A 14,671-nucleotide genomic window follows, 5' to 3' on the forward strand; every position below is an offset into this window, starting at 1 on the left:
ATAGAGGATAAAAATACATAAACATCTTTCTTTTAATAAATCAGTCTAAAATCTCAAAACCAAAATTGGCTGACACTTGTGTGCTGCTGTTAGTAAACCTAAAATTTACCCAAGCCTATTTTAGGCTTGGGTGTATTTAAGTATATCGTGAGAGTTGCGAGTTATCAAAAAATTGTGAATAAGGATAATTAACTAAACAGCACCACTGTTTCTATTAAACAGAATAGCTATAGTTTTGAAAATTAGCTTTAAATCGTAAACTAAACTCCAATTTTTTTGATACTGCAAATCCAGACGAATTACATCTTCAAAACTACGGACTGTAGAACGTCCATTTACTTGCCATTCGCCAGTCATACCGGGTTTTACATCTAAACGTTGCCACTCAGGTACTTCATAACGTTCGACTTCATCGGGTGTAGGTGGTCGGGTGCCTACTAAACTCATCTCTCCTTTGAGGACGTTCCAAAATTGGGGTAATTCATCAAGACTAGTTCGCCGTAAAAAGCGCCCTACCTTAGTAATTCTGGGGTCATTCTCATTTTTGAAAAAAGCACCTTGCACTTGGTTCTTGACTTCGGATTTCTTCGCTTCCGCATCCACACACATAGAGCGGAATTTCCAAATCTTAAACCGTTTCCCCATCCAACCACAACGAATTTGACTAAAGAAAATGGGCCCGGGATCGTTAATTTGAATAGCGATCGCAATTGGAATAAACAAAATTCCTGTAATTAATAAACCAATCACTGACCCGATAATATCTAAGAACCGTTTCATCCAAGACGCCATAGAAGGGTGAGTAGTGGGTAACTGCTCTACTTTACGGGAAGTTGTCTTCCGATTATCTACTACGTCATCTTGTTCTATTAACGACCCATCCCCCACAAGCTCCAGAGGAAAAACTTGATCCAACCCTGTGAGTTTTAGGACTGCCATGACTTGAGGTGTTACATTCCGCAGTGTTAATGTAATACCTTTGGTCTGAGCGTATTTAAAATTACTGACTAGGGCACCTAAACCACTACTATCGATAAAAGTAGTTTGATGAAAGTCAATGATAATTTGCTTGGGATGTGAATTGGGCCCAATTAAGCCTTGGCAGGTTTGCTTAAAGCCTAAAGCCTCTAGCACGCTCAACCGCGTCGGCACCTGCACTATAGCCATGTCGTTTAGGGAATTAATGGGAAAATCGACCTCTGTCGGTTGGCTAGTCATGAAGCTCTGCACTTTCGTTGCCATGTATAATGTAATCTGCCAAACATTACTTTGTCCTACAAAATTACTGAACCTAATATCGGAATTAGTTGTAATCAGGACTAACTGCTATTTTCCAGGGCTGAGATTGGAGATCGCTAGCGACGATTCACAATAGAACAAGAAGCCAAAAAACATCCTTGCTGTTGTGCCGACGCAGCGCGATCGCGTTGCTCTGATCAAATGATTGCTAAAAATACGGTTACACCTACCGCACGCCTGATTGAGGTCTTTTCTGCCATTCAAGGGGAAGGACTGAATGTCGGGACACGTCAGATATTTATTCGTTTTGCTTTGTGTGATTTACGCTGTCACTTTTGTGATAGCGCCCACACTTGGAGTGCACCTACAACTTGTCGGATAGAGCGATCGCCTGGATTGCGCGACTTTGAAATTCACTCTAACCCCGTCCCATTACCCATATTACTCGAATGGGTGGAACAGCAAAATCTACCTTGTTTACACGATAGCATTAGCTTAACTGGCGGCGAACCACTTCTTCATGCTTCATTTTTAACGCAGTTTCTACCCCAAGTGCGAGCCATAACTGGTCTACCTATATACTTAGAAACTGGCGGACATCGCCCAGAACAACTAGCAATGATTATCCCATACTTAGACTCTGTAGGTATGGATTTAAAACTGCCCAGTGTTAGCGGCGAAAGTCATTGGCAAGAACATAGTAAATTTCTCCAGTTCTGTTATGACTCATATTTAAATGTTTTTGTCAAGATAATTGTGTCTCAAGACACAGATCCCGCCGAGTTGGAACGTTCAGCTTTGTTGGTGGCAGAGGTTAGTCCAGATATCCCAGTATTTTTACAACCTGTCACGCCTTTGGCAGTATCAGAACAATTTTCTCCAGTGCCTGTACTTGCGCCTTCCAGCGATCGAGTTTTGATGTGGCAAGCTTTGATGAAGGGGTTTCTCAAGCACGTGCGCGTGATCCCCCAGACCCATAAAATGCTGAACCAGTTGTAAAATTTTAGTTTGATAAAGATGTAGTCAAGAAAAAAGTAAGATTTTATGAAATGGTGATTGGGCTGTTGCCTCTCATGAATTAGGAAGGCAGCAGCCCAATTACTAGCAGCAGGGCTGATTTATTCCATTTCAAATAGAATTTGCTATAGTGCGCCCTCATCTGGAGCTTTGGATTTAGCTTTTGCCTTATTGGCACTGCGTTTTAGGGCAGAGAGTCTTGCTTCGTATCTCGATCGTTGGCGCTTACTAGGAGTATTATCAATCAGGGTTTTCAAGGCGCTACCAAGACTCTTGTAGGCATTGGGGAGGCTATAACCAAAACGAGTTGCTAAAGCGATCGCTTTCTCATCAGCATTGAGCAATTCTCTTAGTTGCTTTTCCCCATTATTCTTTTGGTAGAGTCGCCAGCCTGACACGCCACAAAGCGACAAAGCTAACACCAGCAGCAATCCATCTTGTACCCACAATTCCCCTACAGCACCACCTAAACCGATGGCTAGAGCTGCCATTTCCCAACCATCTTTAGGAATTGTGTCATTTTGAACGCGAGCAACCTCATGCCAGAACAGCAGATTACGCTGATCCATTGCGAGGGCATCCCATTTCACTAAATCAATTTGAATTTCTACCTGGTCTTTCCCAATTTCTTCGCAGCGAACCAGGGGTGGATTGACCTCAGTTGTGCCTTCTACCGTAACCCAGCTTTGCAGTTCTGGTGGTAGTAAGGTTTTCAACCGCCGGAGTTCGCTCATTTCCGCTTTGGCAGAGGAGGTTGCATAGGATGTCATAATATCCAGCCCCAGAAAATTTCAGTATATAGTGAGGGTATCACTTTGGAGTATAGCTATTTAAGTGATGATCCGTCTCACTCACTAGGAAAACTTCCTCGCTTTTTTCGTGCTTCCATTGCTTTTTCTAGTAAATCTAACAATCCTGGGGCTTCTTCTTGAATACTGAGTAACAGTCTTTCCCCAAGTTCTATATTCCCCGGATCGAGACCTGTTGCCATCACTTCTGTCAAGCGAGGTATTGCTATGCCATCCACAATCTGAATTAATCCACTCAGACAACGGTGAAATTGTTTTTCTGTAAGAATCGAGTCTTCTAAAGGAAACTCAATAATGGCACGAATTTCACCATCGGATGGGTCATACTCCCATTGCAACATTTTGGTTTCCCAGGAAATGGCAAGCATTGTCTGGAGGATAGCTGCCTTGTGAGGATGGTCTTGGATTCCTCCCAGAACTTGAGGGGCAAATACCCGGAAAAATTTTCCTTCTTCATCCAGTTGGACAACTATTAGGAAATCTTCTAGATTATCAGCCTCTACACCTGTTATAATCCGGTCTTCTTCATCATCAAAACGGTAGTCCCAACCAAGGTTGTCTAAATAGTTGGCAATCTGTTTGAGGTTAGCTCCCATAAAAGCCTCATAAGGAACGTGGAGCAGTTGTTACCAGACCTAGTTTAACCTGCTAGGGGCAGTTGTTTAGGTTGGTGTGGATACTTCCGATCGCATAGAAGTATGCAATTAAGGTATTAAGGATGGGTTATGGGGTATGGGGCATTGAAGATAAGAAAAATAGACGTTCGGTCGTCCCTATGAATGATATTTTTTGGATGACTTTTGCTGATTCTTAAAGAAGTAATCATTACTGTTTTTCAAATTTTAGCTAATAAAGCATATAGTCCTAACTCCCTTAAATTTTAATTTTTTTATAATTTGAATGAATGTCTTGCTAGAGCAAGCATGGTGGCAGGATTTGTAATCAAATTGAAATATAAAGCAAAGTTTAAATAATTTATACATAGCATCTAAATTTTTTGAAAATATACGTAAAAGCCTCAAATACTACTTTTAAAGTTGAATAATATAGCATGATAATTAATACATTTTTATATTAAAATTAACATTTTTTTTCACATAATGATTGTAGCTAGCAACACTTTTTGGATTATGAATATCAAGAAATATTATGCATAAATCAGCATTAATGATAGCGATCGCACCTCTAGTTTTTGTTATAAATTTTCTAAAACCTCTGCGCTACTTTGTGCCTCTTTGCGTTTATATATCTTCTATAGAAAATTAAAACTTATAAAATATCACAAAAATGGAATTGCGACACCTGCGCTACTTTATTGCTGTAGCTGAAGAACTGCACTTCAGTAGAGCCGCCGAGCGATTGCACATTGCTCAACCGCCCTTAAGCCAGCAAATTCAGCAATTAGAGACGCAATTGGGAGTAGAACTATTTCACCGTAAAACCAAACGACAAGTACAACTAACAGAAGCAGGGGAAGTTTTTTTGCAAGAGTCTTATCAACTTTTAGCTCAACTCCAAAAAGCAATTGAGCTAACCCAAAAAACGGGAAGAGGTGAGAAGGGGCAATTACGAATTGGGTTTACCAGTTTGGTAACTTACGATTTGCTTCCTGTGATTTTGCGGCGGTTTAGAGAACAGTTTCCAGAAGTAGAGTTGGTATTGCAAGAATTAACCACAACTCAGCAAGAGCAAGCGCTACAGGATCGGCGCATCCATGTAGGTTTTGCCCATCCACCCTTAGAAGACAACACACTCAATCAAGAGTGCATTCAGCAAGAAGCGTTAATTGTCGCTATGTTGGAAACTCATTCTTTAGCTGAACAAGAAAAGATTTCAGTGCGATCGCTAGTAAACGAAAACTTTATCATGTTCCCTCGCCATTTGGGCCCCGGACTTTACGACCAAATCGTAAGTCTTTGTCAGCAAGGAGACTTCAGCCCAAAAGTGACTCAAGAAGCGATTCAGATGCAGACGATTATCGGATTGGTTTCAGCAGGAATGGGGATTGCGATCGCACCGTCTTCATTGCAAAATCTTCAGAGAACTGGTGTAGTTTATCGTACTCTAGAGGAGAAAACACCATTAGTAGAAACGGCTATAGTGTGGCGGGAAGAAGATATGACACCTATATTAAGGGAATTTCTACAAGTTGTCAGGAGTATCTACGGTTACAAGAGCGATCGCTTTTCATCAGATTTGGAGAGGGTTAACTAGCACCATAGTGATTTATATCTAAGTTTACAAGGGAGGGTGCGATCGTAGTCCTCATCTCTCCACAAGGATTGCCTGCCTATTTTGCTTAATTAGTCAACAATATGTACCCTTTATCCACCCAAAGCTACAAAATTTGATGAATACTCTCTACAACCTGCTCAATAAAATCTACTGTATCACCAACCATTGATTCATCGATATACCAGCGATCGCCTATGTTGAGGGTGGGATCTATATCTGCTTCATGAGCAATTTTATTTCTGCGATCCACAATTAAAGCAAGTTGTTGCTTAATATTTTTAGAAGGTTGACTCATTTTAGTAGCAACTTCATCCCACAATTTTTTATCCGAAATTTGTCTAATTGCATCAGCTATTTTATCGGGCTGCTGAAAGCTTTGATAACTTAGACGTTCTCGAATTTCGTCTTCTAACCATGAAGTATTATTTAATCTGTTCAAAATACTATTTGATATAGCTGGAATTAAACCAGAAATAGTATGAGACTGCTGTAAAAAATTAGCTCCATAAACCTGCTGTATATTACTCTCTATCCAAGAGGCAATATCTATGGCTATTCTTCTATCCTCACGAGCGCTTCCCAAGGAAACTTGAAAACGCGAAAAGGATGATTGGATGGTATTAGCTGAAGATGCTGGTTCAGCACGTTGTCCTCGATGAATTTCTAGCATACCCAATGTGACAACCTCATGGATATAATAATCCAAGGCACTAACAGTTAAAACTAAGGCAGCTCGTAAAATGTCTGAAAGATCCAGAGCAGAAGTAGCTTGAGCTTTAACGGAAGAATGAAGAGCAATCAGATCCCGAACACGCTGGATATTAATGCGAAATTGATCAAGCGCTGACTGCATAACTGGATGATAATGCAATAATTTTATTTGCTAAGTCAGAAAAAGTTGTTTTAAATTCCTTTTGCTTTCTTTGATTATTTTCGCGTACTATACCTGTTTGTCCTAATTGTTCGGTTGTAAGTGCATAAACTGGTGTACTATGTTGCTGTGACAGAGCAATTAAACTATTAAAATTAGAAATTTTTGTCAGAGTACAACTACCATTAATACCCTGTTCAGTATAGACTGCTTTAGGTAATAACAGATCATTTTTATCTAGAATTGGTACTAGTTTATCAATTACTGTATCCTCGATTTTTTCTATCCATGTTTGAAATGCTGCTGTTTCTTTACCCCTAATAATTCTATAGTTCTGAACTATAGTTCCTAAAAATTTCAAGGTAAATTCTGGAAATGGATAAGCAGCTTCCTTTAATATAGGGTTTACGCTTGCCATTCTAGCCCAACCACACCACTTAGATAAAATTCTAGACAGAGAATCAATTGCCATTACAGAGAAAAAATCAGCCGTTGTGGGCACTAAGAAAAAGTCACTTGTCATCAGTAAATTCTGGTTGATTGCTCCTAAGCTTGGACTCATATCAATCAGAATATAGTCAGCATTAAATTTCTTAGCAGTTTTTTCCAAGAGATCAGAAATAGCACCTGGCAAGTTTTTGAGTGTCTGAATTGAGCCACTGAGTTCCTGCGCAATCCCTAATGTTACTTCGTATTCAGCAAAACCTACATGACCAGGTAATAAAAACAAACCTTCTTGTCCTTGTATCGGAATACAATCTACAGCTTCAATAGCCCGTGGCTGTGACTCAAAAGCAGGAGCCAAGCCAGTTTTTATATTTGAATGTGTGTTGTAAATGTTTTCTATCCTTGCTTCGTCATCTTCAGTTTCTTCTTTTAGAGCTATTCCTGTTAGATTACATTGAGGATCAGTATCTACAAGGATAACTCTCTTACCCTTGGAAGCAAGCATCCAACCTAAGTTAAAAGTCGTTGTGGTCTTACTTACACCACCTTTGTGATTGAACAAGGCAATCTTGTGAACCATCTTATTTTACTTTTGATACTTCTGAAATTTTTTGAGTACAGGTATTATTTTAGAACCTGTATGATTTAAATATAGCTTTTAAAAAGCTTACAGAACAGCAAATTATTTAACGCACCTTACCCCAATCCCTCAACATCAGCACTTTCGCCTTCCGACTCAACAGGCTCAAATTTCACCTTGTTGTATAAATCTTGTAGAGAAATCTCAAATGGTACGGTTACAAGTGCGATCGCTTCATCTTCTTCATCATATTCACGAAGCGTCCATTGCTTTTTCCCGGTTTTGGAAAATTGATCTACATGAATCTGAGTTTGGTCAATTAATAGGTATTCTTGGAAAGTGGAAATAGTTCGGTAAGCTTGAAATTTATCTTCGCGATCGTAGCCTTTGGTAGATTTTGATAAAACCTCAACAATAATCTGTGGATTCAGAATTATATCCTTTCGGTTGTTAAAAAACTCTGGTTCACCCGCCAGAATCATCACATCTGGATAGGTATAGGTACGCTTTTGGAGTATCCATAGACGGATATCACCCATAAAAACCCGGTAGTTCTGCTTTTTAAAAGCGAAATTTAACTCAGTACTTAAGTTGAGTGCTATTTGATTATGATTTACTGTTCCACCTGCCATAGGAATTATTTGCCCATCAATGTATTCACTTTTGTAGTCAGCAGCTTCTTCTAACTCTAAATATTCCTCTGGGGTATAGTATCGCTGTTTTGTTATTTGCATAATTTTATCAGGTAGCAATGTTTAACGATATGGAGTGTGTAGTGACCCATATTTACTGAACAGTTTAACGTGGTTAGATAAAGATGTTATGTGCTTTGTACAAAGTGAGCGTAGGCGCAGCCCAACCTAGGCATTGCTATCTCAATTCACACAGTCTGATAGCTTCTTTTCCTATTGATAACCAGCGGCTTGTAAGAGAAACAACTTGGCATAACGTCCTCCTAGCTGTAACAATTCTTCGTGAGTTCCTTGTTCTATAACTTCGCCGTTTTCTATAACTAGAATTTTGTCAGCCATTCGTACCGTTGAGAAGCGATGGGAAATCAAAAGTACCATCTGATTTTGAGTAATCGTGCGAAAATGATTGAAAATCTCAAATTCAGCTTGGGCATCTATTGCCGATGTTGGTTCATCTAACACCAAGATATCTGCTTGCGATCGCATAAAAGCACGAGAAAGAGCAATTTTTTGCCACTGTCCCCCAGAAAGTTCTTGTCCTCCTTTAAACCAACGACCAAGTTGAGTCTGAAAGCTTTGAGGTAATTGCTCAATAAAAGATTGGGCCATGCCTTTTTCAGCAGCAGTTTTCCACTGTATTTTGTTTTCAAGATGTTCTACATCGCCCACGCCAATATTCTCTCCCACAGTGAACTGGTAGCGGACAAAGTTTTGAAAAATCACACCAATGCGACGCCGCAACACATCCACATCCCATTCCTGCAAGTCCAAACCATCTAAGAAAATTCTCCCAGAGTCCGGGGTGTAGAGTCGGGTAAGTAATTTGATTAAGGTAGTTTTTCCGGAACCGTTTTCACCCACAATTGCCAGTTTCTCTCTGGGTTTGAGATGCAGCGAAATGTTTCTCAATGCTGGCTTGGAACTTCCCGGATAAGTAAATGAGACATTCTCAAAACGGATACCATCTTGGGAATTTAAACCAATGGTTGCTTTACCCCAAGATTTTGGTACTTCTTCTTCCAGAAAATCGTAGAGATTTGATAGATATAGGTTGTCTTCATACATCCCTCCAATAGAAGTGAGGGCATTGGAAAAAGTAGATTGTCCTTGGCGAAACACAGTGAGATACATTGTCATATCTCCCAAGGAAATCTTACCTAACACTGTTTCCAGCACAATCCAAGCATAAGCTAGGTAAAAAGCACCAGTACTGACTAAACTCAGCAGATATCCCCACAATCCTCGCCGCAGAGTTAAATCGCGGTCTTCGCCATATAGTTGATCGAACAGGCTGCGGTAACGTCCTAGCAGCATCTCTCCCAACTGGTAGAGTTTGACTTCTGTGACAAAATCTTCTCTTGCTAATAGATTTTCTAAGTAGTGCTGTTGACGGGTTTCTGCCGCACGCCAACTAAATAAGCGAAAGGCTTCTCCAGCAAATTTTGTTTCGGCAATAAATACAGGCATAGCTGCCAAAATCAGTACCACCACTGCCCAAACTGAGAAATTTACTAGCAAAATACCGTAAGTAATTAGGGAAAGGGCATTTTGCACCAACCCAAAGGTGCGGTTTACTAAAGAAAGGGGACGAACCGATGCTTCTCGTCGGGCATTGGTCAATTTGTCATAAAATTCTGAGTCTTCAAACTGCCTAAGATCGAGTGTCAGCGCCTTTTCTAAGATGAGTACATTTACTCGCTGACCCATTAGCGCCCGCAATAACGACTGACAAATAGTGATTCCCCGTTGACTACCTGCTAGTAAAATTACAGCGATCGCTTCTAATCCTACATAAAATAGTGAAGGATAAATATTGACAGAACCATTGCTTTGTGAGTTCACTTGAGATGCAAATACCACTGCATCAACAATTAACTTACTAATGTAGGATATCGCCGCCGGTAAAAGACCAGCCATTAAAGTTAAACTAGCCAGAAAAATAGTAAGCGATCGGCTAGTAGTCCATACCAAGCTTACAGCCCGTCCACTGTAACGGAAAACCGTCAGTGATTGACGTAGGATATTTCTTTTTTTTTAATTTTCATTTTTTTTGGTGAGACACCCCAGCTTGGGCGGATCTTCCTGACTCTATTAATCTTTATATAATTTTAACAATAAAGAACTCAGAACTCAGGAGCTAGAATGACGAGTATGCGACTGGGTGGTGAATACCATGCTGAAGTTAACGGATATTCTGACTCCTGTTTACATTTTTATCCCCACAATCTCCTACCTGCTTTCCCATTTAATTTTTGGTGAGTATCTTTTAATAAAGCTGGAATATTTAACTTTTCTGGACAGCGAGGCAAACAGTCACCACATTCTGTACAACGGTTGCCTTTCATTCCAGGGAACCAGTGACCTGCATTTTCAAACATTCCGTAACGATATTGGCCATAGTCTTTCATCTCGTATGCTACGGCAAGATTACGTAACCGCAATATCTCTGGAATATTGATATTTTCTGGACAAGGCAAACAAGCATAACACTGGCTACAATTATCAGTTTCCAAAGCAATTTTTTGATGATTTTCTAACCGCCAGAAAGTGGAAATTTCTGCTGATGTTAACTCTCCATCATGGTCAGCAATTTGCAAAGGTTCTCTTAATTCCTTTGGGTTAGCTGGCCCTATACTCAAAGTAGTAATACGGCGATCCGCAAGTAAAAATCGATAATTCAATTCTAAGGGTGAATACGGATAACACAGGTCTTTTAGAGTTTGTGGTGGTGTGTAGAGTCGTCCTCCCTTATCAGCAGGGGAAATAATGAAAACGCCCATGTCCTTTTCGGCAGCTAGTTGAATTGCTGGTGCGTGCCTTTGAAAAAAATAGTAATAATGCAGATTGACAAATTCAAATAAATCTGTGTTGATTGCTGCCTGAATTACCTCTAATGACCCGTGAGTGGAAAAACCAACGTGTCGTACTCGGCCATCAGCAACAGCTTCCTCTACTGCTTGCATACAGCTATTTTTGGCTTGCACCCATTCCAAATGTTGCCAAGTGTTCAAACCATGAACTCCTAAGCAATCTAAATAATCTAGCTGTAATCGTTCTAGAGATTCGTCGATGTACCGACGCATGGTGTCAGCATCTGCTGTGGCTGAGATTTTGGTAGTGACATAAAGCCTAGTTCGGGGTACTGACAACCCAGCTTTTAACGCCCTACCAAGATACTCCTCACTTTTGCCATAACCTCTGGCGGTTTCTAGATGATTAATTCCTAGCGCTAAGGCTTGTTCGATGGTCTGGTGAGCATTTTCAAAATCAGCCAGGTAGCGCATCGTTCCCAAGGAAAAAACCGAGAGGCGCAGATTCGTTTTTCCAAAGCGTCGGTATTGCATTTTTAATAAAGAGTTAGGAGTTAGGAGTTATAAGTTAGGAGTTGAAAGAAGTAAATCATAACTCTTAACGGGAGGCGGAGCGTCTCCGGCTCTGCTCCTAACTTTTTTTGCTTACGAGTTAAGAGTTGAAGCAAAATAACTCATAACTCCTAACTCATAACTCATAACTCATAACTTTAATTTAGCTGTCGTCATTACCAAAGCGCTTGATCAAATCTTCAGGACGGAGATTAGAAATAAATTCACGAAAGGCTTGCTGTTCGGCTTCATCTGCATCGCGATCTACAGGGATAGAAGCATCAGCAATGACTTCTTCCATTACCCAAATGGGAGTATTTGTACGGAGGGCAATAGCGATCGCATCGCTAGGACGCGCATCAATTTCTTTTTTGATTTCGCCTTGCTGGACAATTAAAGCTGCATAAAATGTATCCTTTTGCAGGGAATGAATGATCACCTTTTCTAGAGTCATATTCCAAGTCTCTAGAAGATTCACAATCAGGTCGTGGGTTAAGGGTCTGGGAGGCTTCTGATTCTCCAGTGCGCCCATAATTGCCCTAGCCTGTTCCTGACCAATGTAAATTGGCAAAGCCCGCCGATCTGAAGAATCTTTCAAAAGGACGATCGGGCTGCGGGTTATGGCATCTAATGCTATGCCAGCGACTTTCATTTCAATCATTGCCTAAGCCTCTACAATGCTTTGAGAGTCTTGGATGCCGTGTAATAAATAGCACCCATTTTTAGGCGGTTTGGTGACAGTAATAAACATAAGCATTCGTTCTCTATAATTGCTTCTATTAAACTCCGAACTTGTGGTGAAAACCAGAGTAAGTCAAATTGGTCTTCTTAGAGAATAACCTTCTTACCCAAGTATGCCCTGTGAAGGATGCTAATGTGTTAATATTCCTATGCGAAAAAAAGTCAGAAAATATACTTGGATGTTCAAGATTTCTGTGATAATTACCAATTGATTTCAGGCAAAATTAGGCAATAAATAGAGTTAGTTTAACAAAAAAGCCGTGTTTACAGGATTAATCCAGGCATTAGGAACGATGGAACCCTTGGGGGGCGATTCTTGGCAAATTACTTGTGTAAGCCAGTCGGGTGAAGTAATTATGCAAGATTTGGCTTATGGTGACAGTGTTGCTGTAGATGGTGTTTGCCTGACAGTGGAACAAGTTTTAAAAGACGGGTTTATTGCCACGGCTTCACCGGAAACTCTACGCCGGACAACGTTGGGAGGTGAGCAAACCCAAAGGAGATATGTCAATTTAGAAGCGTCGCTAAAGGTAGGCAGCAAAGTTGGGGGTCATTTTGTGATGGGTCATGTAGACGGCATCGGTCGATTGCTAGTGGCAGAACAAACGGCTAGTTCTTGGGAAATGACCTTTATTGCTTCCGTTGCGATCGCACGGTACATTGTCCCTAAAGGTAGCATTGCCGTCAATGGCATCAGTCTCACAGTCGCCGATTATGAGCCAGAACTCTCCCAATTCAAAGTAGCGGTAATTCCTCTGACATACAGCGAGACAAATCTTCGCTATTTGGTTTCTGGCAGTTTGGTGAATCTAGAAGGGGATATTCTTGGCAAATACGTCGAAAAATTCCTTTATTCTGGCAACCCCCACACCAGAGCTAGTGATGACAATAGTATAGATGGCATTACACCCGCATTCTTAGCAGAACACGGGTATTTATAATTGGGCATTGGGCATTGGGCATGGGGCATGGGGCATTAGTTATTCTTCCCCTGCTCCCCCTGCTCCCCCTGCCTCTCAGTTTCTTCTAGCTACCTGGTTCTTGACTAACCTGAGCGGTTTGCAAACCCCGCACTAACTGACTGAGGGCACTTTGTAATTCCACGCCTGGGTCAGAAGCAACCCACCCATCTTGTGTCAGGTGACGAACTTCAAAGTGCAAGTGAGGGCCTGTGGAATTTCCGGTGCTGCCAACTCGCCCGATGACAGTTCCAGGCTGTACCCATTGACCGGGTTGAACAAGGATTTCTGACATATGACCGTAGAGAGTTTGTTCAGCAGATTTGTGATTTAAGATAACAGTTAAACCATAACCACCTACCCAATTAGCAGTTTCCACTTGACCCGCAGCAGCTGCCAAAACTGGTGTTCCTGTAGGCGCACCCAAGTCTGTACCAGCATGGAAGCGTTGATTACCTGTGATTGGATGAATTCGCCAACCAAACAAAGAAGTAATAGGAGCGGGAATAGATAGTGGATACATCATTCCCGTACCACTATAGGCGACTCTCCCCATATAGGGGATTTGTGGCAATACTGATGCCAGTGAGAAGTCGTAAGCCACCTTGCTGGGGCGGGGTGCAATGTTGCCATCTGCCATTGGTGGCGGTAAAGTCCCACCACTCGGTGCAATGGGAGATGCACTCACTCTCGTGGGGCTGAATTCAGCAGGAGTCGGGATAAACCGATTCGGGTTAAATGCGCTCTTAGTGACACCGCTAGAACCACTTTGAGTTGGAGTAGCACGCCATCTGCTGGTGTTGCCAGTAGAAGATGCAATCTGCCGCACGGGTGGAACTACTGGTAATTGTGCATTTTGACTTCTTCTGAGCCAAGTAGGTGCTGGTTTACTATTAGAATCAGCTACACTCCTTTGAGGTACTTTGGCGCAAGCGCCGCCTAATACACTTTGCCCTGACGGCAAAATGGCTCGACAACCACTGGAGCGTTCTGTAAGAATTACAGAGTTTGGTGCTTGATAAGTACCTGTTGCACCACTGTCATAACTATTAGGATCGATATAAGCGTTATTATAATCCTTGGTTTTCTCCGCCGTTGCACTGACAGGGCTGTTAGAGTTATTTGATGGTTGAGCAACTACTGGAAGTTTTTCAGGTGCATAGCGGGCAGGGGTATTGGGTTTTTCTTGTCTCACCCTGACAGGAGTAACCTGGGAGGCTTCTACTTTGGGCTTTGACTGTCTGATAATCACAACAGGTTCAGCTGCTTCGATTTTGGGTGTAGACTGCCTAACTGGCTCTTTTGATTGAGCAACTTCTGGCTTGGCTAATCTTTGTCTGAGTCTGGTTCGCCGTTGGGAAAATTCCGGTTGTGCTTGAGCGGCTTCCGGCGACGCAACAGCCTGTTTTTTAACACTTCGACTTCGCTCAGTGTTAACTGGATTTGTAACTGCTGTTGGTTGAGAACTTTCAACAGTGGGAACGATGTTGTCTATTTGTGTTTCCGTTTGGGCAAACACGAAGCCACCGCTAAGGAGGCTAACGCTACTCAGCCAACAGAGGCTCTGAGCTGGTAGCGTTAAGGCAAAACGTTTTTTTGTCAGACTTTGCTGCCATAAGTAATGCAAACGATGATCGGCAGAATGTTTGCGCTGCGTCATTTGTTCTCTCAGTTGTGTGTAATTAGCCTAAAGAGATGATGCTAGTGGTTTGTCTTGCC

The 14,671-nt window shown here is 41.5% G+C and carries 13 protein-coding genes; 3 read left to right on the top strand and 10 right to left on the bottom strand.

Features of this window, described 5'->3' with window-relative positions; all coding sequences use genetic code 11:
- Positions 1–192: 192 nt before the first annotated feature.
- Positions 193–1,242 (bottom strand): sugar transferase, encoded by a 1,050-nt coding sequence (locus tag RM049_RS11960; RefSeq protein ID WP_322667287.1) that lies wholly within the window; start codon positions 1,240–1,242, stop codon positions 193–195.
- Positions 1,243–1,440: 198 nt separating this feature from the next.
- Between RM049_RS11960 and RM049_RS11965 the strand changes: the two genes are divergently transcribed.
- Positions 1,441–2,238 carry a 7-carboxy-7-deazaguanine synthase QueE gene (locus tag RM049_RS11965; protein ID WP_322704309.1) on the top strand — a complete coding sequence of 266 codons (798 nt, stop codon included), beginning with the start codon at positions 1,441–1,443 and terminating at the stop codon, positions 2,236–2,238.
- 143 nt (positions 2,239–2,381) lie between these two features.
- Here the strand turns inward: RM049_RS11965 and RM049_RS11970 are convergent, their stop codons facing one another.
- Both RM049_RS11970 and RM049_RS11975 read right to left on the bottom strand, forming a co-directional pair.
- Complete coding sequence (locus RM049_RS11970) at positions 2,382–3,026, bottom strand: DUF3318 domain-containing protein (protein ID WP_322704310.1); 645 nt, start codon at positions 3,024–3,026, stop codon at positions 2,382–2,384.
- A gap of 77 nt (positions 3,027–3,103) precedes the next feature.
- Positions 3,104–3,661, bottom strand: coding sequence for a hypothetical protein (locus RM049_RS11975; protein WP_292774879.1), 558 nt, complete (start codon positions 3,659–3,661; stop codon positions 3,104–3,106).
- A gap of 691 nt (positions 3,662–4,352) precedes the next feature.
- On the opposite strand from RM049_RS11975, the gene RM049_RS11980 reads away from it, so the two are divergent.
- Positions 4,353–5,279 carry a LysR family transcriptional regulator gene (locus RM049_RS11980; protein ID WP_322704311.1) on the top strand — a complete coding sequence of 309 codons (927 nt, stop codon included), beginning with the start codon at positions 4,353–4,355 and terminating at the stop codon, positions 5,277–5,279.
- Between the two features lie 124 nt (positions 5,280–5,403).
- Here the strand turns inward: RM049_RS11980 and RM049_RS11985 are convergent, their stop codons facing one another.
- The 6 genes from RM049_RS11985 to RM049_RS12010 form a co-directional block, all read right to left on the bottom strand.
- Positions 5,404–6,153 carry a HEPN domain-containing protein gene (locus RM049_RS11985; protein ID WP_322704312.1) on the bottom strand — a complete coding sequence of 250 codons (750 nt, stop codon included), beginning with the start codon at positions 6,151–6,153 and terminating at the stop codon, positions 5,404–5,406.
- Complete coding sequence (locus RM049_RS11990; protein ID WP_322704313.1) at positions 6,137–7,198, bottom strand: ParA family protein; 1,062 nt, start codon at positions 7,196–7,198, stop codon at positions 6,137–6,139. Before RM049_RS11990 ends, RM049_RS11985 begins: the two co-directional genes overlap by 17 nt.
- Positions 7,199–7,314: 116 nt before the next feature.
- Positions 7,315–7,932: a Uma2 family endonuclease gene (locus RM049_RS11995; protein WP_322704314.1), complete on the bottom strand. Its 618-nt coding sequence runs from the start codon at positions 7,930–7,932 to the stop codon at positions 7,315–7,317.
- A 171-nt stretch (positions 7,933–8,103) separates the two neighbouring features.
- On the bottom strand, positions 8,104–9,861 hold the full coding sequence (locus RM049_RS12000; RefSeq protein ID WP_322704315.1) for an ABC transporter ATP-binding protein: 1,758 nt from the start codon (positions 9,859–9,861) through the stop codon (positions 8,104–8,106).
- A 242-nt stretch (positions 9,862–10,103) separates the two neighbouring features.
- Entirely contained in the window at positions 10,104–11,234 is a 1,131-nt protein-coding gene (locus RM049_RS12005; protein ID WP_322704316.1) for an aldo/keto reductase, read from the bottom strand.
- A 181-nt stretch (positions 11,235–11,415) separates the two neighbouring features.
- Entirely contained in the window at positions 11,416–11,913 is a 498-nt protein-coding gene (locus tag RM049_RS12010) for a bifunctional nuclease family protein (RefSeq protein WP_322672260.1), read from the bottom strand.
- A gap of 340 nt (positions 11,914–12,253) precedes the next feature.
- On the opposite strand from RM049_RS12010, the gene RM049_RS12015 reads away from it, so the two are divergent.
- Positions 12,254–12,934, top strand: a complete 681-nt coding sequence (locus RM049_RS12015) for a riboflavin synthase (RefSeq protein WP_322704317.1) — start codon at positions 12,254–12,256, stop codon at positions 12,932–12,934.
- Between the two features lie 85 nt (positions 12,935–13,019).
- On the opposite strand, the gene RM049_RS12020 is transcribed toward RM049_RS12015, so the two are convergent.
- Positions 13,020–14,612: a peptidoglycan DD-metalloendopeptidase family protein gene (locus RM049_RS12020; RefSeq protein ID WP_322704318.1), complete on the bottom strand. Its 1,593-nt coding sequence runs from the start codon at positions 14,610–14,612 to the stop codon at positions 13,020–13,022.
- Positions 14,613–14,671 lie beyond the last annotated feature (59 nt).

This window comes from Nostoc sp. DedQUE04 (assembly GCF_034530995.1).
In the GTDB taxonomy this organism is placed as follows: Bacteria; Cyanobacteriota; Cyanobacteriia; order Cyanobacteriales; family Nostocaceae; genus Nostoc.